Genomic DNA, 23,044 nt, shown 5'->3' with positions numbered 1-23,044 from the left:
CCACCTCTTTACTTTCCGCGCCGACAGAAGTGGTGGGTTACGCCGAGCACATGCGCTTTGCGCATTTGCTCGGCTAACCCACCTACGAAACAAAAACAAGAAGGGAGGCCACATGCCGCACATCGCAAATATCGAGACCGGGCTCTACCGGATCCCCCTCCCCGTCACGCTCTCCGACTCCACCCATGGCGAGATCGCGGCGTTCGAGCTGATCACCTGCCGCATCCGCGATGCCGACGGCGCCGAGGGCGTCGGCTACACCTACACCGTGGGCCGTAACGGCGGCGCCGTCGCCGACATCCTCAAGCGCGAGATCCCTCCGCTCGTCGAGGGACGCGAGGCCGACGACACCGAGGCGATCTGGCATCACGTCTGGTGGGCGCTGCATTATGGCGGCCGTGGCGGGCCCGTGGTGCTGGCGCTCTCCGCGCTCGACATCGCGCTGTGGGATTTGAAGGCGCGGCGCGCCAAGCTGCCGCTGTACCAATTGCTCGGTGGGTTCGACGCGCGCGTCCCGTGCTATGCCGGCGGCATCGACCTCGATCTCTCCGTGGAGGCGCTGCTCAGGCAGACCGACGGCAATCTCGCCAAGGGCTTTCGCGCCATCAAGATGAAGGTCGGCCGGCCCGATCTCAAATCCGACGTCGCGAAAGTCTCCGCGATGCGACAACACCTCGGCGACGGTTTTCCGCTGATGGTGGACGCCAACATGAAATGGACGGTCGAAGAGGCGATCCGCGCCGCCCGGGCGTTCGTTCCCTACGACCTCACCTGGCTCGAGGAGCCGATCATCCCCGACGACGTCGCCGGCCACGCGCGCATCTTGCAAGCGGGCGGCGTGCCGATCGCGGCGGGCGAGAATTTGCGCTCGCTGTGGGAGTTCAAGAGCTACATCGCCAGTGGCGCGGTGTCCTATCCCGAGCCTGACGTCACCAATTGCGGCGGCGTTTCCGCCTTCATGAAGATCGCGCGGCTGGCGGAAGCGTTCAACCTGCCCGTCACAAGCCACGGCGCGCACGACATCACCGTGCACCTGCTCGCGGCCTGCCCGAACCGATCCTATCTGGAGGCGCACGGGTTCGGGCTGGACAAATATATCGAGCATCCGCTGGTGCTGCAGGAGGGCAAGGCGCTGGCGCCGGACCGGCCCGGGCACGGCATCAGCTTCGACTGGTCGGGGCTGGCGAAGCTGGCGCCTTAGACTCGGTGTCCTAACCTCTCCCGCTTGCGGGAGAGGTCGCGCCGAAGGGCGCGGGCGAGGGCTTTCTCCTCGTCGGGAATCCCACCGCGGAGGCACCCCCACCCCGACCCTCCCCCGCAAGCGGGAGAGGGGGCGCACCTTTCCCCGCGGCACCGTCGAACCTGATCTCACGCCGACGAAGCGCGTTGCTGCACGCGAGGCATTCCAACGCGCTTGATGCGGGCCACGGATAATCCGCTATGGTGGCGGCAACCAACACTTTTGCGAAAGATCCCCTCCTTGACACCCGAGCTGCACCAGAAACTGACCGCGTGGCGCCGGCACCTTCATGCGCACCCGGAGCTGTCGCTCCAGGAGAAGGAGACCGCCGCCTTCGTGCAGGACAAGCTCACCGAGCTCGGGATTCCCTTCGAGGCGGGAATCGGTGGCCACGGCATCGTCGCGACCTTGACCCGCGGGCATGCGCGCAGCCGCGTCGGCTTGCGCGCCGACATGGATGCACTGCCGATCACCGAAGATACCGGGCTTGCCTACGCCTCCAGGACATCAGGCGTGATGCATGCCTGCGGCCACGACGGGCACACCGCCTCGCTGCTCGGTGCCGCCGCGCTGCTCGCCACTGATACCAGTTGGAGCGGCACGGTCGATTTCATCTTCCAGCCGGCCGAAGAAGGCTTTGGCGGCTCGCGCGCGATGGTCGCGGCCGGGCTGTTCGACCGCTTTCCGATGGAACGCGTGTTCGGCTTTCATAATTGGCCGGGCCTTGCCGCCGGCACCATCGCCGTGCATGACGGCGTCGTCATGGCCTCCGGCGGACGCATCACCATCACCATCGAGGGCCACGCCGGCCACGCCGGCATGCCGCATCTGACGCGCGATCCGGTGATGGCGGCGGGCCATCTGATCGTGGCGCTGCAATCGATCACCTCGCGCGGCGTCGATCCGCTCGACACCGCCGTGCTGTCACTCTGCACCATCGAAGGCGGCACCGCGCCGAACCAGATCGCCGGACGTGTCACCATCCGCGGCACGCTGCGGTACCATCGCGAGGCGGTCAAGCACGTCATCCTCGACGGCATCGAACGGACCTGCGCCGGCATCGCGACCAGCTTTGGCGTCAAGGTGACACCCGAGATCGTGATGGGCGTCGGCGTCGTGGTCAATACGCCTGATGAGGCCGCGCTTGCGCGCATCGCCGCCGAGAAGGTGCAGGCTGAGGTACGGCGCGATCTCGCGCCCAGCATGGCCGGCGAGGATTTTGCCCACTATCTCCAGCAGCGGCCGGGCGCCTTCGTCTGGATCGGCAATGGCGAATTGCGCGACGGCGCCGAGTTGCACGGCCCGCGCTACGATTTCAACGACGCGATCCTGCCCGTCGCCTCCGGCTGGATGGCGGAAGTCGCCAAGACGGCGCTGGCGTCGAACTAGTTCACGAGATCTCGCGCGGCAGCTTCCAATCCGACCGCGGCGCGAACGTCTCCTCGACGGGCGCCACGTGATATCCGGCAGGGAGAAGCCGGCCGCCCTCCTCGTCCGCGACCGGAACGTCGGTCACGAGGCCCTCGATCAAGGCGGCTTCCCACACCTCTTTCTCGGTCGGAAAGGGATCGCCGATCTGCTTGTTGCCTTCGAACAGCGCGTACATCGGTTACGGTCCTTGCGTTGGCGGGTTCACCAGCAACGTATCGGCTGCCTGGACGTTCCTTTCCGGCAAAGGCAACGGAGGGCACGGAAACCATGGCGCGCGTTCTGGTCGGAACTTCGGGCTGGCATTACGACTCCTGGCGCGGCCCGTTCTTCCCCGAGGGCGTGACGCTGAAGCAGCAGCTTAGCTACTACGCCGGACAGTTCGACACGACGGAGCTGAACGGCGTGTTCTACCGCACGCCGACGCCTGAAGCGGTGAAAGGCTGGCGCGAGCAGACCGGCCGCGACTTCGTGTTCGCCTGGAAGGCATCCAAATTCATCACGCACTGGAAGCGCCTGTCGGAGCGCTCCGTCAACAGCCTCGAGCTGCTGGAGGACCGCATCTCGCGGCTCGGCGGCAAGGCCGGCCCGATCCTGTTCCAGCTGCCGCCGCAATTCCAGGCGGATGCGGACCGCCTCGCCTCCTTCTTCAAGCTGTTGTCACGGAAACGGCGTTACAGCTTCGAATTCCGGCATCCGAGCTGGTATCAGCCGCGCATCCTCAAAATGCTGGCCGACGAGAACATGTCGCTTTGCCTGTCCGACCATCACGATGCGCCCGCGCCATGGAAGCGCACGGCGGATTTCGTCTATGTGCGCGGGCACGGGCCGGGCGGGCGCTATCACGGGCACTATACCAGGGCGGCGCTGGCGCAATGGGCGAAGCGCATCAAGTCGTGGAAGCGGCAGGGCTGCGACGTCTATGTCTACTTCGACAACGACCAGAAGAGCGCGGCACCCACGGACGCCAAGGCGTTGAAGCAACTGCTCTAGATGACACCGCTTTGCCGAAGCGCCGCGATCGCGGCCGCGTCATAGCCGAGCTCGGCGAGAACGCGATCCGTATGCTCGCCGAGCGTCGGCGGGCGGCTCGCGATCTCGCCCGGCGTTTCCGACAACCGGACGGCGGCACGCGTCACCGGGGCGGGCTTCGGTAGGCCGGGATAATCGACATCCTGCATGAAGCCGGCGGCGCGGATGTGCGGATGATCCAGCGCCTGTTGCGGTGAGAGGACGGGCCCGGTCGGGATCATGGCCTGGCCCAGCGCATCGACGGCTTCCTGCGTGGTGCGCTCGGCGCACCAGCGCGCCATCCGCTCGCTGATGATGGCGCCGTTATTGCCGCGGCTGATGTCGTCGGCAAAGCGGGCATCGTTCAGCCACAGCTCCTCCTCGCCCATCAGCCTCGCCCAGCGCTTGAACAGCGGATGCCCGGTGACCTGGCACAGCACCCAGCCGTCCCGGGTGCGGTAGATGTCGGCGGGCGCTGCGGTCTGGCCGAGATTGCCCGTCGGCACGCGATTGACGTTGATCACAGCCTGCTCGATCAGCGTCGCGTTGGTGAAGGACAGCGCGGTTGCGAGCAGCGCGCCCTCGACGATCTGCCCGCGCCCGGATTTTCCGCGCTCGATCAGCGCGGCGAGCGTGCCGAACGCGCAGTGCAGCGCGGTGCCGAAATCGACCCAGTTCACCGCGGCACGGTACGGCGGCTCGCCGGTGCCCGTCATGTACACCGATCCCGACATCACCTGCCCGACGCCGTCGAAGCCGACGCGGTCGGACCAGGGGCCCGGCCCGCCGAACGCGGTTGCGGTCGTCAGGATGATGTCGGGCTTGATCGCCTTCAGGGACTCATAGTCGAGCTTCATCGCGCGCAGGGTCTGCGGCGGCAGGTTGGCGACGACGACGTCCGCGGTCGCAACCAGGCGGCGCATCACCTCCTGCCCTTCCGGCTTCATCGGATCGAGCGTGATGCACTTCTTGTTGCGGTTGACCTGGAGGAACAACGCGCCCTCGCCGCCTTCGCCGACCGGCGCGACGAACCGATCCTCGCTGCCCTCGCGCTTCTCCACGCGAATGACCTCGGCGCCGAATTCGGCCAGCAATGTCGCGCAATAGGGCCCTGCGATATAGCGCCCGAAATCGAGCACGCGCACGCCCTCCAGAACACCTCCCATCGATTCCTTCCCTGTTGTTTTCCGCAGATTACAGGGACTGGCTGCCAGGGCAAGTTGGGAAGCGGGATGCACGCGCGACTTTCATCATCGCATCGCGAACAGTTCCTGATGAAACGCTTCTCGACAGGGAAACCGTGCGCGCTGAGGTCTCGTCTGAGCGCTTCCCCGAAACCCGCCGGACCGCGGCGCAAGGATCATCGCCATGCTCATTCAACCGATCGCCAGGACCAGCCGCAGCAAGACGAGAGCCTCAAGGTGCGCCGTAACATCGTGAGGGAAGGACGGCATGCAAAAGCTCAAACGGGCATTTTGGCGCACTCTGGCCACCGATGAGCTGCGTTGCATTGAGCTGACTCAAGCCTGCTCGTGATGAGCTGCACGGGCTCATCTAAGCGGGCGCCTGACGACTGCCTGATGGCTGGCTCGACGCATCCTGCGTCGCGGGGCCGCAGCTCATTCCGTCCACGACTTTGCTCCAGCGCAAACTCCTGGATCTCGCAATCTCCCACTTGAAGGCAAAGAAGCTCTTCGGAGGAAGTCCCGTGATCATCTCAACCAAGTCACTCCTGATGTCAGTCCTCGCGCTCTGTTTCGTGCTGGGGCAGCCTGCTCTCGCCGCCGGACCCCACAGCCATGAAGGACCAACCACGACCGCCCGGCCGGAGCTCGACCACGGCAAGAAGTGGCCGACTGATGATGTCTTGCGCCGCGGCATGGACGACATCAGTCTCGCGATGAGGCAATCGCTGGCACCCATTCACAGCAACGTGTTTACGCCTGCGCAATACGAGGCTTTGGCGACGCGAATCCAGGCGCAGGTCGATGACGTGGTCGGAAACTGCAAGCTGCCCGAGCAGGCCGATCAGCAGCTTCACCTCGTCCTCGAGCAGATCATCGATGGCGCGGCGACGATGAAGACCGGGACCAGCCGCGATCAGGGAGCCATGAAGATCGTGCGGGCGCTCGCTCAATACGGCAAGTATTTTGACCATGCCGGCTGGCAACCGCTGCAACATTGAGGTCGATTGCCGCTGCCTCCTATGCCGCCACGGCCTCGTAGATGTCCTCCTCCTGGGCCGTGTGCATGCGCACCAGCGTCTCGATCGCCTCGATCACGCGCTGGGCGTCGCGAATGAGGTAGCGGTCGATCTTCTCTGACGGCAGATCCTCCGCGATCCGGGCGAGCAGCCGCGCGAGATGCAGTATCTCGCGATGCGCACGGCTCATGGCGGAGAGTCCGTGGCGGTCGCGCAGAACCTCCGTGAGCTTCGGATAGACGCTGTCTTCATCCTCGCGTTCGTGCATCACGACGCTGCTCTGGACCAGTCGATGGGCCTCGCCAATCAAGGCAGCGACGGCTTCGGGCACCGCGTCGTCGAGCGCATCGACGATCTGGCGCAAGCGGTCGAGATCCCTGAGCAGGGCCTGATGATCGTGATGCAACGTCAGCCCCTGCTCTGCGGTGAGGCGCGGACCACTCCTGACGAGAGGCGGATTGAGCGCTCGCAGCGCGTTCAGAATGACGGCAACATCGATCACCTCCTGGACGATGGCGGCGGGCACGGGATCGAGCCAGCCAACGGTGGCAGCGACCATGGCTACCAATGACAATCCCATACCGGCGAAGATGCTCTGCAGGGCAATGCGTCGCGCCCGCTGCGCGATGATGATCGCTTCGCCGACCCGATCCAGCCGGTCCGTGAGGATCACCACATCTGCCGCCTCGGAGGAGGCGCTTGCACCACGCGCGCCGAGCGCGATCCCGGTGTCAGCCACGGCCAGCGCCGGGGCGTCATTGATACCGTCGCCGACCATGATGGTCGGATGCAGCCGCTGTTCGCTACGCACCGCTTCGACCTTATCTGCGGGAACGCGGTCGGCCAGCACGGCATCGAGATCGAGCGCAGCTCCGATGGCCTGCGCCGCCGCGGCGCGATCACCCGTGACCATCACCATCCGCGCGATGCCGGCATCGCGCAGCAGCCGGATCGCGCGTGGCGTGTCGGCCCGCAATTCGTCGGCCAGCAGCAGCGCGCCGATCAGACGGCCGTCCACCGCGACAAAGACGATCAGCGCCGAGCGCCACGAGGCACGTCGTATCGCTCGCAACTCCCATGGCGACAGATCGGCATGCGAGAGAAGCATTTCCCGCGAGCCCGCCACAACGTTGCGCCCGTCGATCTGGCCGCTGAGGCCGGATCCCATGATCTCTTTGACATGTTCCGGCGGCCTCAGCTCGAGCCCCTGGGCGAGCGCCGCAGCGACGACGGCCTTCGCAAGCACATGATGCGACGCTTGCTCGAGCGACGCTCCGAGCCTGAGGACCTCATCCGGATCCTCGCCCGGCGCGACCTCTACGGACAGCAGCCGCGCCCCGCCCACCGTCAGGGTACCGGTCTTGTCGAATAGCACGGTGTGCGCGCGGGCCAGCGCCTCCAGCGCCCTTCCGCCCTTGGCCAGGATGCCGCGGCGGGCCGCTTGTGCCACCCCCGCGATGAAGGCGACGGGTGCGGCCAGAATCAGGGGGCAAGGCGTCGCCGCCACCAGCACGGCAAGGCTGCGGGTCAAGTCGCCGGAGATGTGCCATGCCACAAAGGCGATGACGAGTGTGACCGGCAGGAAGATCAGCGCATAGCGGTCGGCCAACCGCACAAAGGGAGCTCTCGCAGTCTGCGCCGCAGTCACCATACGCACGATGCCCGCGTAAGTACTCTCGCTGGCCATCGCCGTCACGGTCAATTGGAAGGTCTCACCCGCATTCAGAGAACCAGAGAGAACGGCACTGCCGCGTGTCTTCTCCGCCGGAATCGGCTCGCCAGTCACGGCGGACTCGTCGATGGTGGCAGAGGCCGACGCAACCACACCGTCGACCGGCACGATTTCGCCGGCCTTAACCAGAAGCTCTTCGCCGACCGCGACGTCCCCAACCGGAGCATCCTCGATCCGCTCGCCGGATCTGCGATGGACCTGGCGCGGTGCCCGATCAACCAGGGATCGCAGATCATGCTCCGCCCGTGCGACCGCGATCTCCTCCAGCACGTTGCCGCCGGAATACATCAGCGCGACCACAGCGCCCGCGAGCGGTTGTCCGAGCGCCAACGCCGCACTCATCGACAGCAGCGCGATCGCGTCCACGCCGACGCGGCCGCTCAAGAGATCCTTGACGATCGAGACCGCCAATCCCGCAATCACGGGCGCCGTGCCGAGCGCCCAGGCGAAGTCTGCTACATCAGGCCGGCCCGCGGCTCGCGCGAGAATACCTGCGATCAATCCTGCGATTGCGATCGCAACCAGAGCCCATCGCAGGACCCGATCAAACGACATGGCTTGGCGCGCCCGCCCTTCGGTTTCCACTCGCTATTGCTGCGGGACGGCGCTCTTGTTCCCGTGCATGAACGCCATCATCTCGTCCGGAGTGAGCTTCCCGTCCTTGTCGCGATCCATGGCCTTGAAAATTCGTTCGTGCGCGACCTGAAACTCGGGCAACGAGACGGTTCCGTCGCCATCGGCATCCATCAGCGCGAAGATGATGCGAAAGGCGACCGGCGGCCCCATGGCGTCACTGCCTGTCGCACCATGCCCCTTCATTCCCTGTCCCATCATTCCGCGCCCCATCATTCCCATCATATCTCCACCGCGCATCGGGCTCTGCCGCTCGGCGGATGGGTTTGCAGGAGAGCTCGACTGCGGCGAGGCCGGCGCCTGCTCCTGTCCGGGATGGTGGCTCTGATGGTCCGCTGGCGATTGAGCCAAAGCCGGCTGGCCCAAAGTGGCGAGCAGCAACGCTGCAGCAATGGTTCGACCTGGCATGGCGCTTCCTCCAATCCTTGGGGTGGGCCTACAAGGTGTCGAACTTCACCGAGTTTACGTTGAGCCAAATCAAAAAGCGGCTTTTGCTCCAGCTTGGCCCCTACGGCTTTTCGACGCCGCCGCCGGTGCGGGCGCAGCCGATCGCCTCCGTGAGCACCTTGCGGTCGCCGATGTGATTGGCGAGCAACAGGATCAGCCGTGCGTTCATCCGCAGCGCCTGTTCCTCGTCGAGATCTCGCTGGCCGTCGATCAGCTCGGCGTAGAAGTCGTCGGGATCGGCGATGTTGGGTGACAAATTGAGCGTCATGCTGCCAGCTCCTTCCGTCCGGCGGTGTCGTGCCCGGAGGCCCGCAACATCGCATCCGCGATCTCAGCCTCGTCGAATCCGGTCCAGCGTGCCGCGACGTATTGATCGGGCCGGAACAGGTAGGTGGTCCCGGCCGAAGCGCCGTAGCGCTCGGCAAGCAGGCCGGAGGGATCGGCGATGTCGCGGCCGACGACAATGAGTTTCGCTTTGAGGGGACCCACCGCGATCTCGGTCTTGTCGGTCTCCTTGCCGAAGGCCACGACCGTGAAGCCATCGCCGAGACAATGGAGGAACCAGGCGGGCTTGCCATCCACCGTGATCGGCGCATCGGCCGCATTGGTGCCGGGCCGCACGCCGCCCATCATCGCGTCGTCATCGGGGGTATTGAGGACCGACATCACATAGGGCGTCGGCGTCGAGAGACGGCCGCTGTTGACCAGAGGTCGCGCAAAGGCGTGATGGCGGGCGAGCTCCAGCACCGCGTCACGGAAATAGCGGCTCGCTTTCGTCTTCGGCGTGATGAAGTCGGTGGCGCGCGTCGAGTTCAGGATGTTGTCGTCGGCGGCATAGGCGCGCTCCTCGTGATAGCTGTCGAGCAGTGCTTCCGACGCCTCGCCGCGCAGCACCATCGCGAGTTTCCAGGCGAGATTGTCGATGTCCTGGACGCCGGTATTGGCACCGCGCGCGCCGAACGGCGAGACCTGGTGCGCGGCATCGCCGGCGAACAACACCCGGCCCTGGCGGAAATTGTCGATGCGCCGGCAGGCGAACTGATAGATCGAGACCCATTCGAGCACGAACTCGGTGTCCTCGCCGAGCATGGCACGAATGCGCGGTATCACCCGCTCGGGCCTCTTTTCCTCATCGGGATCAGCTTCCCAACCGAGCTGGAAGTCGATGCGCCAGATCTTGTCCGCCTGCCGGTGCAGCAGCACGGACTGGCCGCGGTGGAACGGCGGATCGAACCAGAACCAGCGCTCGGTCGGGAAATCTGCCTTCATGGCGACGTCGGCGATCAGGAAGCGGTCCTGGAAGTACTGTCCAGTGAACTCGGCCCCCACCATCTTGCGCACGTCGGAGTTGGCCCCGTCGCAGGCGATCACCCATTGCGCCTCCATGGGGAAGATGCCGTCGGGCGTTTCCACCGCCAGCGTGGCGTGATCGGCGGCCTGCTTGAGGCTGAGGAGCCGGTGCCTCCAGCGCAGCTCGATCAGCGGATTGGCCCGGCATTTCGCAACCAGCATCTCTTCCAGATGATATTGCTGCAGATTGATCATGGCCGGCCATTGGTGGTCGGCCTCGGGCAACAGATCGAACTGGTAGGACAGCTGGTCCTGGAAGAAGACCCTCCCGACGTTCCAGCTCACGCCGCGCTCGACCATGGGCGCCGCGCAGTCGAGGCGGTCCCAGATTTCGAGCGGTCGCTTGGCGTAGCAGACCGCGCGCGAGCCGATCGAGACGGTGTCGTTGTCGTCGAGCACCACGACCGGCTGGCCGCGCGCCGCGCAATCGAGCGCCGCGGTCAGGCCGATGGGACCTGCGCCGATCACCACGATCGGATGCCGCTTCACGATCCCCTCGGCCTGCTCTTGGGAACGCCGATAGCCGAACTTCGGATAGATGTAGCTCGTCATGTTCGCTTCCTGATGCGCGTGCCCGGGATCAATGCGCGTCGGCGAATTCCTTCTCGTGCATCCAGGCGGTATGGCGCGGCGGGCGCTTGGTGCGCGACCATTCCTCGACCATCTCGTGCGCGACCGACTTCATGCGGTCGATCTGCTCTGGCGTCGCGGTCCAGACCGCGATCTCCAGGCGATGGCCGCTCGGGTCTCGGAAATAGATCGACTTGAAGATGGTGTGGTCTGTAATGCCGACGACGTCGAGGCCGGCGGCCTCCGCGCGCGCCTTGGCCTCTTCGAGCTCGGCGAGGTCCTTGACCTGAAAGGCGATGTGCTGGGTCCACTCCGGCGTGTTGGGATCGCGGCCCATCGGCGGCGAGTTCGGCAGCTCGAAGAAGGCGAGGATGTTGCCGTTCCCGGCATCGAGGAAGATGTGCATGTAGGGATCGGGCGCCTTGGTCGAAGGCACCCGATCCTCGGCAATGGCGCCGAGAAGATCCATGTTCATGACGGTCTTGTAGAATTCGACAGTCGCCTTGGCATCGACGCAGCGATAGGCGACGTGATGGATCTTCTCGATTTTCATGGCGTTTCGCTCCCTGGATCTGCGGTTGCGAAATTAGTATCAGATGTTACTATTTCCTGAATTTGATCTGGATCAATCCACTCCGAAGAATTTTTCGAGTGGGTCGGGCGACGGGAATCGCGTGATGGGACGTTCAAGCGTGGAGCGCGGCGAAGCGGCCAAAGCCGCCACGGCGCAGGATGGCGTCGAGCTGGACCTGCAGCGATATTTTCCGTACCGGCTGGCACGCCTTGCCGAGCAGGTGTCGCTGGCGGTTGCCGAGGTCTATTCCGAACGTTTTGCGCTGACACGGCAGGAATGGCGCGTGCTCGCCATTCTTGGCGTGCGCCCGGAGATTGCGACCAAGGAGATCGGCCCGCTGACGACGCTCGACAAGATGCAGGTCAGCCGCGCCGTGCAGGGCCTGGAGTCGCGCGGCATCGCCGGCCGCAAGCACCATCCCGACGATCGGCGCGAGCTGATTGTCTCGCTGACCCCAGCCGGTCGCGCGCTTTATCGCAAGATCGTGCCCTACGCGCTGGCGCGGGAGACGAAGCTGCTTGGGGCGCTGACCGCCGAGGAAGTGGCGGTACTCGACCGGGTGATGCGCAAATTGTCGGCCGCCTTGGCGTAGCTTCTCCCGCTCAGCCCCACTTCATCTCGCCCTTGGCGACCTTCGAGCCGATATCGAGCGCGACGCCCATGCCGAGATTCGGGAAGCGCGCTTCCATGGCAGCCTTCAGCGCAGCGCTGTCAGCGGCCTTCGCCAGCTCTTCGTCGAACGCGAGCAGATATTTCCTGGTGTGATCGACAGCGGAAAGATCGACGGCGACGCCCGCTGCCATGTGGCCCGGCACGACGAGAGACGGCTTGCGGGCCGCGATCTTGTCGAGGTTGGCGACCCAGGCTGCGCGCTGCTCCTTGGTCGGCGTATCGGCGGTCCAGACATGCACGCCGGAGAAGATCATTACGCCGCCGAACACGGCATTCAAGGACGGAACGAAGAGATAGCGGCGGTTGGCGAGACCTTCGGCGTTGACGATTTCGATCGCCTCGCCGTCAACCGCAAGAGAAGCCCCATCGAACGCGTCCGGCAGAACGACATCGGCGAGCGTCTGCGGACCGTTCTCCTTGAGCTGCGGTCCCCAGACGGCGAGCTTCTTCTCCACATTCGCCTTGATGGCCGCGAGCGTCGCGGACGCCGCCAGCACCTTGGCAGTCGGGAAAGCCTCGCGCACCGGCTTCAGGCTGAAATAATAGTCCGGATCGGATTGGCTGACATAGATGGTGGTGAGCTTCTTGCCGCTCGCCTTGATCGCCTCGACGAGCGCGCGTCCGTCCGGATAGGAGAAGCCGCCGTCGATCAGCACCGCCTCGGTCGGACCGGAAAGCAGGACGGGCGCACGGAAAAATCCATTGGGGCCTGCGGGAAAATGTTTCCAGCTCAGCTTGCCCTCCGCGGCATGGCCGACGTCGGCGGGCGCGAATAATGCGGCGGCCCCCGCGGCAAGGCTGGTCTTCATGATCTGTCTCCTCGACAACATGGCTCTCTCCATTGAACTCTGCAGGGAAAATCGGTTTGGATGATCAGGCGGCACGGAGTTGTGCGGCCAGCAGATCGAACCGCCCGAACAGCATGCTGCCGTCCAGCAGCCTCCGCCCGGCGCCCTCGCCGACCACCAGGGCCGGCACGCCACCGGCCCCAAATCGCGTCATGTCGGCGCGCGCGGCCGCGGTCCGCGCCTGGTAAGCCGCGATCAATGCATCGTCAGGCGCCCGCACGCGGCGCGCTGCATCGGTCAGTTGCGCGCCGTCGAGCAAATCGGCGACGATTTGAAGGTTGGAATTGTCGCGGCCATCAACATAGCGGGCGCGCTGCAAGAGCTTGAGCGCCTCGAGCTCACGAGCCGGATCAACCAGGCCTACGGCGACGACGCCAAGGGTCGCCGGCGCCGAGTCGAACAGGCTGCCGGTATTGCCGAGAATGCCAGTGCGATAGGCCTCACTGAACGGCTGGCCGGTCAACCGTGCGATGCGCTGGTCGTTCTGCCAGGCATAGGCGGCAAAATGCTGGTCCATGGTCCGCGCCGCGGGGCCCGCAAACAGGCCGGTCGGTGCCAGCACCAGCGTCACATCGCCGTGCGCGGCAAGCTGCTCCAGCACCGGCGATGCGCCGTAGCACCAGCCGCAGAGAGGGTCGAAGAGATAGGTGATTTGCATGATTTTCGGGCCGCCAATGTTCGATGCGGAGAACCTAGCGGCCGATCATTATTTGATAAATATTAGATAATGGTACATATTGTTTGTTATTAGCTGACAATGGCGACCGCATGGAAGCGATCAATCTCAACCGCCTCGCCTATTTCGCAGCCGTGGTCGATGCCGGCTCGTTCACGCGCGCTGCCGAGCGCCTCGGCATCACCAAGACCGTCGTCAGCCAGCAGGTGGCACGGCTCGAAGCAGAATTGAAAACGGCTTTGCTGCTGCGGACCACCAGGAGGGTCGAGCCGACCGAAGCCGGCCGGTTGCTGCATGCCCGCTGCGTCATGATCCTGCGCACGGCGGAAGATGCCGTGGACGAGCTCGCCCAGACCAATGCCGAGCCGATGGGCATGCTGCGGATCGCCGCGCCGAACGACTATGGCGCAACGATGATCGCGCCGCTGGCGGCAAAGTTTGCGCGCAAATATCCCGCTTGCGGCGTCGAGCTGATCCTGTCGGACACGCGAACGGACCTCCTCGCCAACCAGATCGACCTGTCGATCCGGGTCGGCTGGTTGAACGATTCAAGTCAGCAGGCCAGGCGGATCGGATCGTTTCGACAATTGCTGGTGGCCGCGCCGGACGTGGCCGCGGCGTTCCGGAGCAAGACGCCCGACGAGCTTGCGGCTCTGCCGTTCATTGCCAACGGCGCGCTCGACGAGCCGCTGGTCTGGCGCTTCACCAGACGCGATATCGACAGCCGCACGATCCGCATGCGGCAGTCGATCTCGATCAATACGACGCCTGCGGTGCTGGGCGCCGCGCTTGCCGGCGGCGGACTCTGCGTGCTGCCCGACTATTTGGCCGCGGAGCATTTGAAGTCCCGCCGGCTGGTCCATGTCCTGCCGGCCTGGAGCCTGCCGACCGGCGGGATCCATGCCGTGTATCCCGCGGCCCGGTTCCGGCCGCCGAAGATCACCGCGTTCGTGGCCATGCTGGTGCAGGAAGGCCGCACGCTCGCCAGCAAATTTCCGGAATGACAGGTGCCCGCTGGTTCATGCCGCGGATCGATACGGCAGGCCGCCCCGCAGGGCGTCAAGCAGGCGCTGCTCGCGCTCGATCCGGGCGCGATAGAGCTCGCGTTCGCTCTCGCTTCTGGCACCGGCCAGCAATACGCGATAGTGCCCGATCACCTTCTCGCTGCCGCTGATGAGGAGGTTGCGGACGTCACTCATCGTTCCGCTCCGGTCGTGGCAATCGCCGATGGTGTATTCGGAACGGTGAATGCGGCCGGGAAGGCATCGGCGGCGAGAGCCTCGAGCGCGGTCTGCTCCTCGGCGAGGCGTCGTTCGATAAACTGGCGCTCAATGTCCGACAGCTCGGTCTTGAGCAAGCGTCGATAACGAGAGAGGTTGTTGCGGTGCGCGCGGATGCGGGCGAAATCCTGATCGAGCATCGTCGTCACTCCTGACGGTCTTTCACTGTCCTTTTCGAATTTGCGGTGCGGGAAGAAACATCTTCCGGCGCAAAAATATTCAGGCTTGTTTTGCTGTCAAGATCCTCTTTCGCCGCTTCCTTGACACCGTTGGGGGTGCCCGAAAAAAAATTTTGCGCGTCCCTCTTGCAAGGGCCTTGCGGCGCTCTAAGTCGTTTTTCGCCGCGAGAGCGGTGTGCCGGATGCCCGATCGGGTCCGGCGCGGGCGCCGGGCCGGGATCTTCGGATCCGTTCCCGATTCCTTAACGGCGCTCCTTCGTATCCATCTTGCTCTTTGGAGGACTTGGTATGAGGACCACCTTTGACTTCGCGCCGCTGTGGCGCTCCACCATCGGCTTCGACCATCTGGCCGACCTCGTCGACAGCACGCTGCGCCAGGCGGGCGAGGACAATTATCCCCCCTACAACATCGAGCGTTCCGGCGAAGACCAATACCGGATCACGCTGGCCGTGGCGGGCTTTGGCGTCGACGACATCAGCGTGACCGCCGAACAGAACGCGCTCACCATCGAGGGCCGGAAGCCGGACAGCGCCACGCGTGAATATCTCTATCAGGGTATCGCCGCGCGTCCGTTCCGCCGCGTGTTCAATCTCGCCGACTACGTCCAGGTCAAGCAGGCCGCTTTCCAGGACGGTCTCCTGGTCATCGATCTGCTGCGCGAGATTCCGGAAGCCATGAAGCCGCGCCGGATCCAGATCGCGGGTGCTGCGTCACCGCAGATCGAGCAGAAGAAAGCGGCTTAGGCCGGTCGAACGCGTTCGACAGCGACCACCCTGGCGGATGGCGACCGGATCGCCATCCGCCGATCGGACCATCCCTTCGAAAGGAGTGTAGAGGGAGACGAGTGATGACCAATGCCAATGCGACCACCGGCGGTCTCGGCGCGCTGTTCCATCCCGCTGCGCATTATGCATCGCCAAGCGCCGTCCTCGACGACGGCAAGCTCTCGACAGCGGAGAAGCGGATCATATTGTCGTCCTGGGCCTCGGACATGTACGCGGTCGAATCCCATCCGGCGCTGCGCGAGATTCCCGGCATGGATCAGCCGATCCGGCTCGCGGACATTCTCGCCGCGCTGCGCAAGCTCGATGATGATGACGACCACCCGCCGCCCGGCGGCGGCGTCCCGATGCGGCTGCGGCGGCCCTGGGCCGCCGCAACGCCGTGACGAGGACCAGCGAAAGGGTCTGAACTGATTGGGGGTGTCGACAACCACTCCTTCTGGCCGGTTCTTGAAGAGCATGTCCTGAAAGGATGGAAGCCAGTCCACCTTCAGCGACACCGCCAACTCGCCGCCGGCATCGAATCGACGATCGACGACAGCACCGCCTCCGGCCGCGCCCGGCTGCTTCAGCTTCAGGACGATCGTCCGTGGATCGGATGCCTCCAGCGACGCGGTATAGCTCGCCAGCAGTTGCCCCATAGTGTCGCGCTGCCACCAGCGCTTGAGCGAGGCGACGCAGTCTTCCGCAGTCACGGGCGCGCCGTCGTGCCAGGCCAGACCGTCGCGAAGCTTGAATGTATATGTGAGCTTGTCGTCCGAGATCGTCCAGTCGGCCATCTGCGGCCGTGGTTGAAAGTTCTCGTCGGCAGCGACCAACGTGTCGTAGATCATATAGCCGTGGTCGCGAGAAATGTAGGCCGTCGACGTGATCGGATCGATCAGTCGTAGCGGAGCGTGCATGACAGCGCGGATCGTCTTCGACGCCGCCGCCGCGGAAGGAATCGAAGCGCCTATCAGCGCAGCTGTAGCCCCAAGTAGAGCTTCGCGGCGGGTGAGGCGTCCAAACGGCACGTGCGCGGCAGAACGGCGAGGATTATCCATATTGCGCTCCTGACTGGGCCCGGCGGGGTTCACACGATGACAAGCCTATGAAGGCGGCTCAGCCTTTGGAAATTCAAATTACAGGGCGCGGCCTATCGGAATAAGCGATGGAGCAGACGCGAGGCGCGTGCAGCGCAGATGCGAATTTGGGGCCGACGCCTACACGACCAGAGCCATTCCTCCACCGCCAGGATCAGCTGCTCCCTCCGGTTTGCCCGCTTTGCCGCAGAGAATGGCGTGAACCTTGGCCACCGTGAAACTCTGAGCCGATCGGGCAATTTGGTACCCGCGCGCCGCTACCGCATCGCAAACATAGGCTGGAATCCGGGCGCTAAGATCAATCACCTCACCGGGCGCGGAAAATCTCGGCGCCGCAACAGCGTCGGAAATCGACATATCGTGGTCGAGAACGTTGAGAATGACCTGGAGAACGCCCATCGGAATATGCGATCCCCCAGGTGCCCCGAGCAGCATCCGCAATCGGTTTCCGGCGAATACCATGGCTGGAGTCATGGAGGTAACCCGGCGACGATGGGGTTCGAGCGAACGGGAGTTACCGGGACGAGGATCGAACATTCCGATAGCGCCGTTGTACATGAAGCCCAGGCCGGGCGTCAGAACACCCGATTGGGCCCCGAGCGAGTGGGTCATGGTGACGGCATTTCCCTCCGCATCCATGACCGAGACATTGGTGGTCGTCTTGGTCTCGGGATCACCGATCCGCTCGATGCGGACCCGTTCGCCACGCTTGATCTCGTCCGCTTCCTGCCGACAGACCGCGGGATCGAAAATCGCCACCGGATCGACGCGGTCGTGCCGCGGATCTCCGATCAACGTCTCTTTTGCGAGTTGGGCACGCTTCATGACCTCCGCAACCGTCGCGATGTAGTCCGGCGTATTGTGGCCCATGCCGCGCAGGTCGAAATGCTCAAGTGTCCCCAGCATGCGCAGGAGCATGGCGCCGCTGGTCGGCGGCGGCAGTACGCTGACTCGATGGTCGCGATACTCGCCCCAGAGCGGCAACACCGGTTCGACTTCATAGGTCTCGAGGTCCTCACGGCGCAACAGGCCGCCATTTCTCTCCATATCCTCAGAGATTGCATCAGCGACGCGGCCCCCGTGGAAGCCGGCTGCACCATCGCGAGCAATGGTCTCGAGGGTCGCACCGTAATCGGCATTGCGCACGACGGTACCCGTCTTCAGCGCGGCACCATCGGAAGCAAAGAACAGATGCGCATAGGCCGGCGTTTGGCGTAGACGATGGATGTTATCGGCCCGACCGGCGTCATCGACGACGAACCACTGTTCGCGCACGGCAGGTGTAATGCGGTATCCATTCACTGCGAGACGCAGCGCCGGCTCGACGACATCACCCCAAGGCAGCACCCCGAAGCGCCGCTGAAGATCGTGCCAGCCTTTCACGGCCCCCGGCACGGCGATCGATTGATATCCGAAATCGTTGATGTATCCCTTCAGTACGAAGCCGAACCCGTCAGGCGTCTCGCGCTCCAGCAGATGGCTCCACATGCCTGGGATCACGGCCGCAGGCGCTTGAAACAGAAAGTTCAGGCCGTCATGAATTCCGCGCGCTGGAAGATAGACCTGAGCGCATCCATACCCGGCCACGCCCCCGTTCATCTGGTCGACCACGCCTTGCGCAAACGCGCACGCGATTGCGGCATCCACCGCATTGCCGCCCGCCATGAGGATGCGGGCACCAACCTCTACCGCGTCAGGCTGTTCAGCCACGACAATGCCCCTGCTCATTCTGCCTCCGTCAACTCGCAATGATGGATGTCAGTTTGGCACCCGCGCATCGAGAAATGCGCTAAAATACGTCGCGCCCAGAGCATAACTGAGCACGTTCCCTCCTTCGAGCAGGATCAAAATGCCGTTGGGCAGGCAGGCCGAAACAGCAGATTGCTGCTCTCTGGCCGAGATCGCACTCAGAAGTGCAGCGAGAAGCTCCTAATCCTCGGGCCCTCCTGCCTTCAATCAAGGGGGCGAGGAGAGCTTCGCGGATGGAGTTTCAGTCGCGAAATCGCTAAAGCGGCGCCAATTGACGAAATGGGTGAAAGGAGTGGCCGACTTCGACGGTTCGATTGAAGCGACCGATATTCCAGTCATCTTATTCGTGTGAGTTCCACATCATGATCGCGTAAGCGGTTGATCCGGTCGCAACTTCCTGCTGCTTAGTGTCCGCCAAGCTCAACGGCTTCAACTAATTCGGACGACCATCTTGCCGGTCGCAGCGCGCGCCTGCATGGTCGTGAAGGCCTCCCGGAAATTCTCGAAGTCAACGACTTTGCCGACGGCGGGCTCAAGCTTGCGGTCGACAAGCCAATTCAGGAGCTGAGAGATGAGACGTCGCTGAATATCCGGCTCTCGTGGCCCGACCTGAGCCAAGTCTACCCCCAACAGCGCGCCTCCCTTCAGAAGCGCCAAATTAAAGGGCAGGCTCGGAATGCTGCCGCCTGCGAAGCCGACCACGAGATGGCGCCCGCGCCAGGCGATTGATCGAAACGCCTGCACGGAGATATCGCCTCCGACAGGATCAAAGATGACGTCCGCACCCTGACCATCGGTCAAGCCCTTCAATTCGTCGCGCCAGTCGGGACGCGTGTAATCCAAGGTGGCGTCGGCCCCGTACCGGCTCGCAAAGGCCCGCTTTTCCTCCGTCGAGGCAGCCGCGATGACCCGTGCGCCGAACAGTTTCGCGATCTGGGAAGCGGCAATGCCCACGCCTCCTGCGGCTCCCAGCACAAGGAGGACCTCTCCCTGACGAAGCGAGGCGCGCTCGCTCAATGCATAGAGAGCGGTCAAATAATTGGCCAGAAACGAAGCGCCAATTTCCGGCGCAATGCCCTGCGGATGGGCTGCAAGAACGCTGAGGGAACGACAATATACTCTGCGAGGGCACCGGATCGTGCCATCCCGATGACGGGCGTGCCTGGAGCGAGCCCCTTGACGTCCGAAGCAACCGCATCAACGACTCCGGAGAATTCGCTTCCGGGCGTAAAGGGCAGCGGATCCTTGGTTTGATAGAGCCCCTGTACTTTCAGGCCATCGACAAAACCAATTCCCAAGCCTGTACCCGGACTCGCACTTTACCGCTGGATATCGCCGGCTTGGCGACCTCCTTCAGTCGAACGCCGTCGATCGTTGTATATTCTTCGACGACCACAGCTTTCATTTCTCATTCTCCCCACTGTCTTGCGGAACACAGAGATCGCATTCGCCAGATTCGATCGTGTGAAGCTCGCAAGCCCGCATCTGTCGCGTTTTGCTCATGTGAATGAATTCAAGATGTCCAAGGCTGCGCTCAGATACCTCCGAGACAGAGATACTTGATCTCCAGGTAGTCCTCGATCCCGTATTTGGAGCCCTCACGGCCGTTGCCGCTCTCCTTCATACCGCCGAACGGAGCGACCTCACTCGAGATGATGCCTTCGTTGATTCCGACGATGCCGTACTCGAGCGCCTCCGCTACGCGGAAGATACGGCCGATGTCCCGACCATAAAAATAGGCGGCCAAACCGAACTCCGTCGCATTGGCCAGACTGATCACCTCCTCTTCCGAAGAGAAACGAAACACCGGCGCGACGGGGCCGAAGGTCTCTTCCTTGAAGATGAGCATGTCCGGCGTACTGTCCGCCAGCACCGTCGGCTGGTAAAAGGAGTGTCCGAGGGCATGGCGTTGTCCGCCGGCGACAATGCGCGCTCCTTTGGTCACAGCATCGGTGATATGCTGCTCGACCTTCTGCACCGCATCGAGATTGATGAGCGGCCCGATTGCCACGCCTGGCTCGAACCCATCGCCCACCTTCATCGATTTCACGGCCTCGGAAAGCCGGGAAACAAAGGCGTCGTAGACCCTGTCTTGTGCGAACAAGCGATTGGCGCAGACGCAGGTCTGTCCAGCATTGCGATATTTCGATGCAATGGCGCCCTGCACCGCCGCCTCGATGTCCGCATCGTCAAACACGATGAAAGGCGCGTTGCCGCCCAGCTCCATCGATGTACGCTTCACGGTCGATGCCGCCTGCGCCATGAGCTTCTTGCCAATCTCGGTCGAGCCCGTAAACGTCACCTTGCGTACGGCCGGATTGGACGTCATCTCACCGCCGATCGCGCTTGCCGACCCAGTCACGACCGAGAAAACGCCGCTCGGGATGCCTGCACGTTCCGCCAGCACCGCCAACGCAAGCGCGGAGAGCGGCGTCTGGCTTGCAGGCTTGACCACCATAGTGCAACCGGCGGCGAGCGCCGGGCCAGCCTTGCGGGTGATCATGGCTGCGGGAAAATTCCACGGCGTGATCGCGGCGCAGACGCCGATTGGCTGCTTGAGGACGATGATGCGCCTATCGGCGGTGAAACCCGGAATGGTATCGCCATAGACACGCTTTCCCTCCTCGGCGAACCATTCGATGAATGACGCCGCATAGGCGATCTCGCCGCGACTTTCCGTCAGCGGCTTGCCTTGCTCGGCGGTCATGATAACGGCGAGGTCTTCCTGATTGGACATCACCAGTTCGAACCATTTGCGCAGGATTGCGGCGCGCTCTTTGGCGGTCCGCGCGCGCCAGCGGGGCCAGGCGGCGTCGGCCGCGGCAATTGCCCGACGTGTCTCCGAGGCGCCCATGTTGGGCACCGTTGTCAACGCCGCACCGGTTGCGGGATTGGTAACGGTCAGCGTACCGCCGCTGTCCGCCGCCGACCACACTCCGTCGATCAGACACCTATCGCGTAGCAGCGACAGATCATTGGGCTTGAGCCCGGCTGCGATCTTCTCTTGTATTGTCATTACAAATTTATCCCGAGGACTTGGATAGGAAAGCATCGCGTAGCTTGAAGCGAATGATCTTGCCGGATCCGGTGCGCGGAATCTCGGCGACGAAGACCACGCGTTCAGGCACCTTGTAGGAGGACAGATGCTTGCGGCAATGCGCGATGATCACCTCGCCATCAGGTGAGGCCACCCGGCTCACCACAAACAGCGCGGGCACTTCGCCGAGATGCTGGTGCGGTACGCCCACGACAGCGCAATCCACTACCTGCTCGCATCCGCTGACGACCTCCTCGATCTCGGCGGGCGCGATATTCTGCCCGCCGCGGATGATCAGCTCCTTGAGGCGCCCCGTAATAGTCAGGAACCCGTTTTCATCACTCCTGGCGAGATCGCCGGTGTGATACCAGCCGTTGCGCAAGGCAGCCGCCGTCTCCTCCGGTTTGTTGTGATAGCCGATCATGACATTCGGCCCGCGCACGATCAATTCACCTTCGGCCCCAAACGGTACATCGTTTCCGGCCAAGTCGACGATACGGACAGCAAGGCCAGGGATTGGAAGCCCGCAGGAGCCCAACACGCGGCCGCCAGCCGGCCAGTTCATGGTTACCATGGTCGAGGTCTCGGTGATGCCATAACCGTCCAGCAACTTGACACCAAACCGGGACTCGAACTCGCGGTTTAAGGTCGCCGGCATGATGGCGCCGGCGGAGATCGCCAGCCGAACGCCAGCCAGGTTCACCTCGTCCCGGCCCTTTGCCGCTTCCAGCAAGTAGTGGAACATCGTCGGCACACCAGGAAACAAGGTGAACCTGCCGCTTCCCAGCAGCCGCAGCACTTCGCTAGTTGAGAACTTCTCGAGGATGTACTCGCTTGCGCCGGCGGCAAGGATGCTGAGGACAGAGAAATTTAGCGCGTAGGAGTGAAACAGCGGGAGCGGCGAAAGCACCGCATCCTTTTCCGAGAGCATCGAGATGGGCGCCCAACACGATGCGGCGATCCAGACCATGCTGTGGGTCGACAGCAGGACGCCCTTCGCGCGGCCGGTCGTTCCGGAAGTGTAGATGATGAAGGCCGGCTCCTGCATTCCCAGCGAATCGCGCGGCGCCAACGCCGCCTTCGCCGACGCCAGTTGTTCGTAGCGCGGGCCCTGTCCTCGGCTCGGCCCGCGTTCCACCAGAACGACGCTGCTCAACACCGGACATTGCTGCTGGATCGCCTCCATGAGCTCCGAACGCTCATCGGTAGTGATGACCATCGTGCAAGCGGCATCCTGCAGGCGATAGACCACCTCGCTCTCGGTGGCATCATAGCTGATCGGGACCCCGATTGCCCCGGCTCTGGCGATCGCCAGGCACGTCTCGACCCAGCGCACGCAATTGGGCAGGAAGATAGCGACCGTGTCGCCTGCCTGGACGCCGAGCGCCGCGAAGTGTCCGGCCAGATTCGCCGTCCTTGTGGCGAGCTCGCCGTAGCTCACCTTCCCTGCGGCATCCTCGAATGCGGTCTTGGTTCCCCGCTCCTTGGCATGCCGCTCGATCAGCGCCGGGATCGGCGCGATCAGGCTACTCTGCAGCATGTTTCCTCCG

General features: G+C 63.8%; 24 protein-coding genes and 1 pseudogene. 7 read left to right on the top strand and 18 right to left on the bottom strand.

Features of this window, described 5'->3' with window-relative positions; translation table 11 throughout:
• Nucleotides 1-112 precede the first annotated feature (112 nt).
• The gene (locus GGD67_RS20880; RefSeq protein ID WP_179735477.1) at nt 113-1,201 is read left to right on the top strand and encodes a mandelate racemase/muconate lactonizing enzyme family protein; all 1,089 of its coding nucleotides are present in this window, start codon (nt 113-115) and stop codon (nt 1,199-1,201) included.
• A gap of 279 nt (nt 1,202-1,480) precedes the next feature.
• On the top strand, nt 1,481-2,629 hold the full coding sequence (locus GGD67_RS20875; protein ID WP_179735475.1) for an amidohydrolase: 1,149 nt from the start codon (nt 1,481-1,483) through the stop codon (nt 2,627-2,629).
• 1 nt (nt 2,630) lies between these two features.
• Here GGD67_RS20875 and GGD67_RS20870 read toward each other — a convergent pair whose 3' ends face one another.
• Nucleotides 2,631-2,846, bottom strand: a complete 216-nt coding sequence (locus tag GGD67_RS20870; RefSeq protein WP_018322666.1) for a hypothetical protein — start codon at nt 2,844-2,846, stop codon at nt 2,631-2,633.
• A 92-nt stretch (nt 2,847-2,938) separates the two neighbouring features.
• Between GGD67_RS20870 and GGD67_RS20865 the strand changes: the two genes are divergently transcribed.
• Nucleotides 2,939-3,661 (top strand): DUF72 domain-containing protein, encoded by a 723-nt coding sequence (locus GGD67_RS20865; RefSeq protein ID WP_179735472.1) that lies wholly within the window; start codon nt 2,939-2,941, stop codon nt 3,659-3,661.
• Here the strand turns inward: GGD67_RS20865 and GGD67_RS20860 are convergent.
• On the bottom strand, nt 3,658-4,845 hold the full coding sequence (locus GGD67_RS20860) for a CaiB/BaiF CoA-transferase family protein (RefSeq protein WP_179735470.1): 1,188 nt from the start codon (nt 4,843-4,845) through the stop codon (nt 3,658-3,660). The genes GGD67_RS20865 and GGD67_RS20860 overlap by 4 nt on opposite strands.
• Nucleotides 4,846-5,354: 509 nt before the next feature.
• Here GGD67_RS20860 and GGD67_RS20855 point away from each other — a divergent pair.
• Nucleotides 5,355-5,864: a hypothetical protein gene (locus GGD67_RS20855; protein ID WP_246790844.1), complete on the top strand. Its 510-nt coding sequence runs from the start codon at nt 5,355-5,357 to the stop codon at nt 5,862-5,864.
• Between the two features lie 19 nt (nt 5,865-5,883).
• On the opposite strand, the gene GGD67_RS20850 is transcribed toward GGD67_RS20855, so the two are convergent.
• The 5 genes from GGD67_RS20850 to GGD67_RS20830 form a co-directional block, all read right to left on the bottom strand.
• Nucleotides 5,884-8,169: a heavy metal translocating P-type ATPase gene (locus GGD67_RS20850; protein WP_179735468.1), complete on the bottom strand. Its 2,286-nt coding sequence runs from the start codon at nt 8,167-8,169 to the stop codon at nt 5,884-5,886.
• A 33-nt stretch (nt 8,170-8,202) separates the two neighbouring features.
• Nucleotides 8,203-8,655, bottom strand: a complete 453-nt coding sequence (locus tag GGD67_RS20845; protein WP_179735466.1) for an EF-hand domain-containing protein — start codon at nt 8,653-8,655, stop codon at nt 8,203-8,205.
• A gap of 100 nt (nt 8,656-8,755) precedes the next feature.
• Nucleotides 8,756-8,962, bottom strand: coding sequence for a DUF2783 domain-containing protein (locus tag GGD67_RS20840; protein WP_018322660.1), 207 nt, complete (start codon nt 8,960-8,962; stop codon nt 8,756-8,758).
• Entirely contained in the window at nt 8,959-10,596 is a 1,638-nt protein-coding gene (locus GGD67_RS20835) for an FAD-dependent oxidoreductase (RefSeq protein ID WP_179735464.1), read from the bottom strand. The genes GGD67_RS20840 and GGD67_RS20835 overlap by 4 nt, the downstream gene beginning before the upstream one ends.
• A gap of 28 nt (nt 10,597-10,624) precedes the next feature.
• The gene (locus tag GGD67_RS20830; protein ID WP_179735463.1) at nt 10,625-11,167 is read right to left on the bottom strand and encodes a VOC family protein; all 543 of its coding nucleotides are present in this window, start codon (nt 11,165-11,167) and stop codon (nt 10,625-10,627) included.
• A gap of 124 nt (nt 11,168-11,291) precedes the next feature.
• Between GGD67_RS20830 and GGD67_RS20825 the strand changes: the two genes are divergently transcribed.
• Entirely contained in the window at nt 11,292-11,780 is a 489-nt protein-coding gene (locus GGD67_RS20825; protein WP_018322657.1) for a MarR family winged helix-turn-helix transcriptional regulator, read from the top strand.
• A 10-nt stretch (nt 11,781-11,790) separates the two neighbouring features.
• Here the strand turns inward: GGD67_RS20825 and GGD67_RS20820 are convergent, their stop codons facing one another.
• Together GGD67_RS20820 and GGD67_RS20815 are read right to left on the bottom strand one after the other, a co-directional pair.
• A complete protein-coding gene (locus GGD67_RS20820; RefSeq protein ID WP_026202785.1) occupies nt 11,791-12,690 on the bottom strand; it encodes an MBL fold metallo-hydrolase in 900 nt (299 codons plus the stop codon).
• A 43-nt stretch (nt 12,691-12,733) separates the two neighbouring features.
• The gene (locus GGD67_RS20815; RefSeq protein WP_179735461.1) at nt 12,734-13,366 is read right to left on the bottom strand and encodes a DsbA family protein; all 633 of its coding nucleotides are present in this window, start codon (nt 13,364-13,366) and stop codon (nt 12,734-12,736) included.
• 110 nt (nt 13,367-13,476) lie between these two features.
• On the opposite strand from GGD67_RS20815, the gene GGD67_RS20810 reads away from it, so the two are divergent.
• Nucleotides 13,477-14,388, top strand: a complete 912-nt coding sequence (locus tag GGD67_RS20810) for a LysR family transcriptional regulator (protein WP_179735459.1) — start codon at nt 13,477-13,479, stop codon at nt 14,386-14,388.
• A 15-nt stretch (nt 14,389-14,403) separates the two neighbouring features.
• Here the strand turns inward: GGD67_RS20810 and GGD67_RS20805 are convergent, their stop codons facing one another.
• Together GGD67_RS20805 and GGD67_RS20800 are read right to left on the bottom strand one after the other, a co-directional pair.
• Nucleotides 14,404-14,583 carry a hypothetical protein gene (locus GGD67_RS20805; protein WP_179735457.1) on the bottom strand — a complete coding sequence of 60 codons (180 nt, stop codon included), beginning with the start codon at nt 14,581-14,583 and terminating at the stop codon, nt 14,404-14,406.
• Nucleotides 14,580-14,804: a hypothetical protein gene (locus GGD67_RS20800; RefSeq protein WP_049815116.1), complete on the bottom strand. Its 225-nt coding sequence runs from the start codon at nt 14,802-14,804 to the stop codon at nt 14,580-14,582. Before GGD67_RS20800 ends, GGD67_RS20805 begins: the two co-directional genes overlap by 4 nt.
• Before the next feature lie 327 nt (nt 14,805-15,131).
• Between GGD67_RS20800 and GGD67_RS20795 the strand changes: the two genes are divergently transcribed.
• Nucleotides 15,132-15,587 (top strand): Hsp20 family protein, encoded by a 456-nt coding sequence (locus GGD67_RS20795; RefSeq protein WP_179735455.1) that lies wholly within the window; start codon nt 15,132-15,134, stop codon nt 15,585-15,587.
• Nucleotides 15,588-16,186: 599 nt separating this feature from the next.
• On the opposite strand, the pseudogene GGD67_RS20790 reads toward GGD67_RS20795, so the two are convergent.
• The 7 genes and pseudogenes from GGD67_RS20790 to GGD67_RS20770 all read right to left on the bottom strand — a co-directional run.
• Nucleotides 16,187-16,528: pseudogene (locus tag GGD67_RS20790) on the bottom strand (ABC transporter substrate-binding protein); the annotation flags it as partial.
• A gap of 300 nt (nt 16,529-16,828) precedes the next feature.
• Nucleotides 16,829-18,436, bottom strand: a complete 1,608-nt coding sequence (locus tag GGD67_RS20785; protein ID WP_179735453.1) for a gamma-glutamyltransferase family protein — start codon at nt 18,434-18,436, stop codon at nt 16,829-16,831.
• Between the two features lie 450 nt (nt 18,437-18,886).
• On the bottom strand, nt 18,887-19,492 hold the full coding sequence (locus GGD67_RS39435; RefSeq protein WP_246784406.1) for a zinc-binding dehydrogenase: 606 nt from the start codon (nt 19,490-19,492) through the stop codon (nt 18,887-18,889).
• Nucleotides 19,489-19,755, bottom strand: a complete 267-nt coding sequence (locus GGD67_RS39430; protein ID WP_246784405.1) for an alcohol dehydrogenase catalytic domain-containing protein — start codon at nt 19,753-19,755, stop codon at nt 19,489-19,491. The genes GGD67_RS39435 and GGD67_RS39430 overlap by 4 nt, the downstream gene beginning before the upstream one ends.
• Complete coding sequence (locus GGD67_RS39775) at nt 19,728-19,862, bottom strand: hypothetical protein (RefSeq protein WP_283814133.1); 135 nt, start codon at nt 19,860-19,862, stop codon at nt 19,728-19,730. The genes GGD67_RS39430 and GGD67_RS39775 overlap by 28 nt, the downstream gene beginning before the upstream one ends.
• 129 nt (nt 19,863-19,991) lie before the next feature.
• On the bottom strand, nt 19,992-21,473 hold the full coding sequence (gene gabD / locus GGD67_RS20775) for an NADP-dependent succinate-semialdehyde dehydrogenase (protein WP_179735452.1): 1,482 nt from the start codon (nt 21,471-21,473) through the stop codon (nt 19,992-19,994).
• Between the two features lie 7 nt (nt 21,474-21,480).
• On the bottom strand, nt 21,481-23,034 hold the full coding sequence (locus tag GGD67_RS20770) for a class I adenylate-forming enzyme family protein (RefSeq protein ID WP_179735450.1): 1,554 nt from the start codon (nt 23,032-23,034) through the stop codon (nt 21,481-21,483).
• Between the last annotated feature and the right edge of the window lie 10 nt (nt 23,035-23,044).

Origin of the sequence: Bradyrhizobium sp. IAR9, assembly GCF_013408065.1 — a bacterium.
Taxonomy (GTDB): Bacteria; Pseudomonadota; Alphaproteobacteria; order Rhizobiales; family Xanthobacteraceae; genus Bradyrhizobium.
This window is presented reverse-complemented; position numbering and strand designations above follow the sequence as displayed.

Bases quoted from the DNA above. Each gene is read 5' to 3' on its own strand.
- GGD67_RS20880 (WP_179735477.1), top strand. From the start codon at position 113: ATGCCGCACATCGCAAATATCGAGACCGGGCTCTACCGGATCCCCCTC.
- GGD67_RS20870 (WP_018322666.1), bottom strand. From the start codon at position 2,846: ATGTACGCGCTGTTCGAAGGCAACAAGCAGATCGGCGATCCCTTTCCG.
- GGD67_RS20865 (WP_179735472.1), top strand. From the start codon at position 2,939: ATGGCGCGCGTTCTGGTCGGAACTTCGGGCTGGCATTACGACTCCTGG.
- GGD67_RS20860 (WP_179735470.1), bottom strand. From the start codon at position 4,845: ATGGGAGGTGTTCTGGAGGGCGTGCGCGTGCTCGATTTCGGGCGCTAT.
- GGD67_RS20850 (WP_179735468.1), bottom strand. From the start codon at position 8,169: ATGTCGTTTGATCGGGTCCTGCGATGGGCTCTGGTTGCGATCGCAATC.
- GGD67_RS20845 (WP_179735466.1), bottom strand. From the start codon at position 8,655: ATGCCAGGTCGAACCATTGCTGCAGCGTTGCTGCTCGCCACTTTGGGC.
- GGD67_RS20840 (WP_018322660.1), bottom strand. From the start codon at position 8,962: ATGACGCTCAATTTGTCACCCAACATCGCCGATCCCGACGACTTCTAC.
- GGD67_RS20835 (WP_179735464.1), bottom strand. From the start codon at position 10,596: ATGACGAGCTACATCTATCCGAAGTTCGGCTATCGGCGTTCCCAAGAG.
- GGD67_RS20830 (WP_179735463.1), bottom strand. From the start codon at position 11,167: ATGAAAATCGAGAAGATCCATCACGTCGCCTATCGCTGCGTCGATGCC.
- GGD67_RS20825 (WP_018322657.1), top strand. From the start codon at position 11,292: ATGGGACGTTCAAGCGTGGAGCGCGGCGAAGCGGCCAAAGCCGCCACG.
- GGD67_RS20820 (WP_026202785.1), bottom strand. From the start codon at position 12,690: ATGTTGTCGAGGAGACAGATCATGAAGACCAGCCTTGCCGCGGGGGCC.
- GGD67_RS20815 (WP_179735461.1), bottom strand. From the start codon at position 13,366: ATGCAAATCACCTATCTCTTCGACCCTCTCTGCGGCTGGTGCTACGGC.
- GGD67_RS20810 (WP_179735459.1), top strand. From the start codon at position 13,477: ATGGAAGCGATCAATCTCAACCGCCTCGCCTATTTCGCAGCCGTGGTC.
- GGD67_RS20805 (WP_179735457.1), bottom strand. From the start codon at position 14,583: ATGAGTGACGTCCGCAACCTCCTCATCAGCGGCAGCGAGAAGGTGATC.
- GGD67_RS20800 (WP_049815116.1), bottom strand. From the start codon at position 14,804: ATGCTCGATCAGGATTTCGCCCGCATCCGCGCGCACCGCAACAACCTC.
- GGD67_RS20795 (WP_179735455.1), top strand. From the start codon at position 15,132: ATGAGGACCACCTTTGACTTCGCGCCGCTGTGGCGCTCCACCATCGGC.
- GGD67_RS20785 (WP_179735453.1), bottom strand. From the start codon at position 18,436: ATGAGCAGGGGCATTGTCGTGGCTGAACAGCCTGACGCGGTAGAGGTT.
- GGD67_RS39775 (WP_283814133.1), bottom strand. From the start codon at position 19,862: ATGAAAGCTGTGGTCGTCGAAGAATATACAACGATCGACGGCGTTCGA.
- gabD (WP_179735452.1), bottom strand. From the start codon at position 21,473: ATGACAATACAAGAGAAGATCGCAGCCGGGCTCAAGCCCAATGATCTG.
- GGD67_RS20770 (WP_179735450.1), bottom strand. From the start codon at position 23,034: ATGCTGCAGAGTAGCCTGATCGCGCCGATCCCGGCGCTGATCGAGCGG.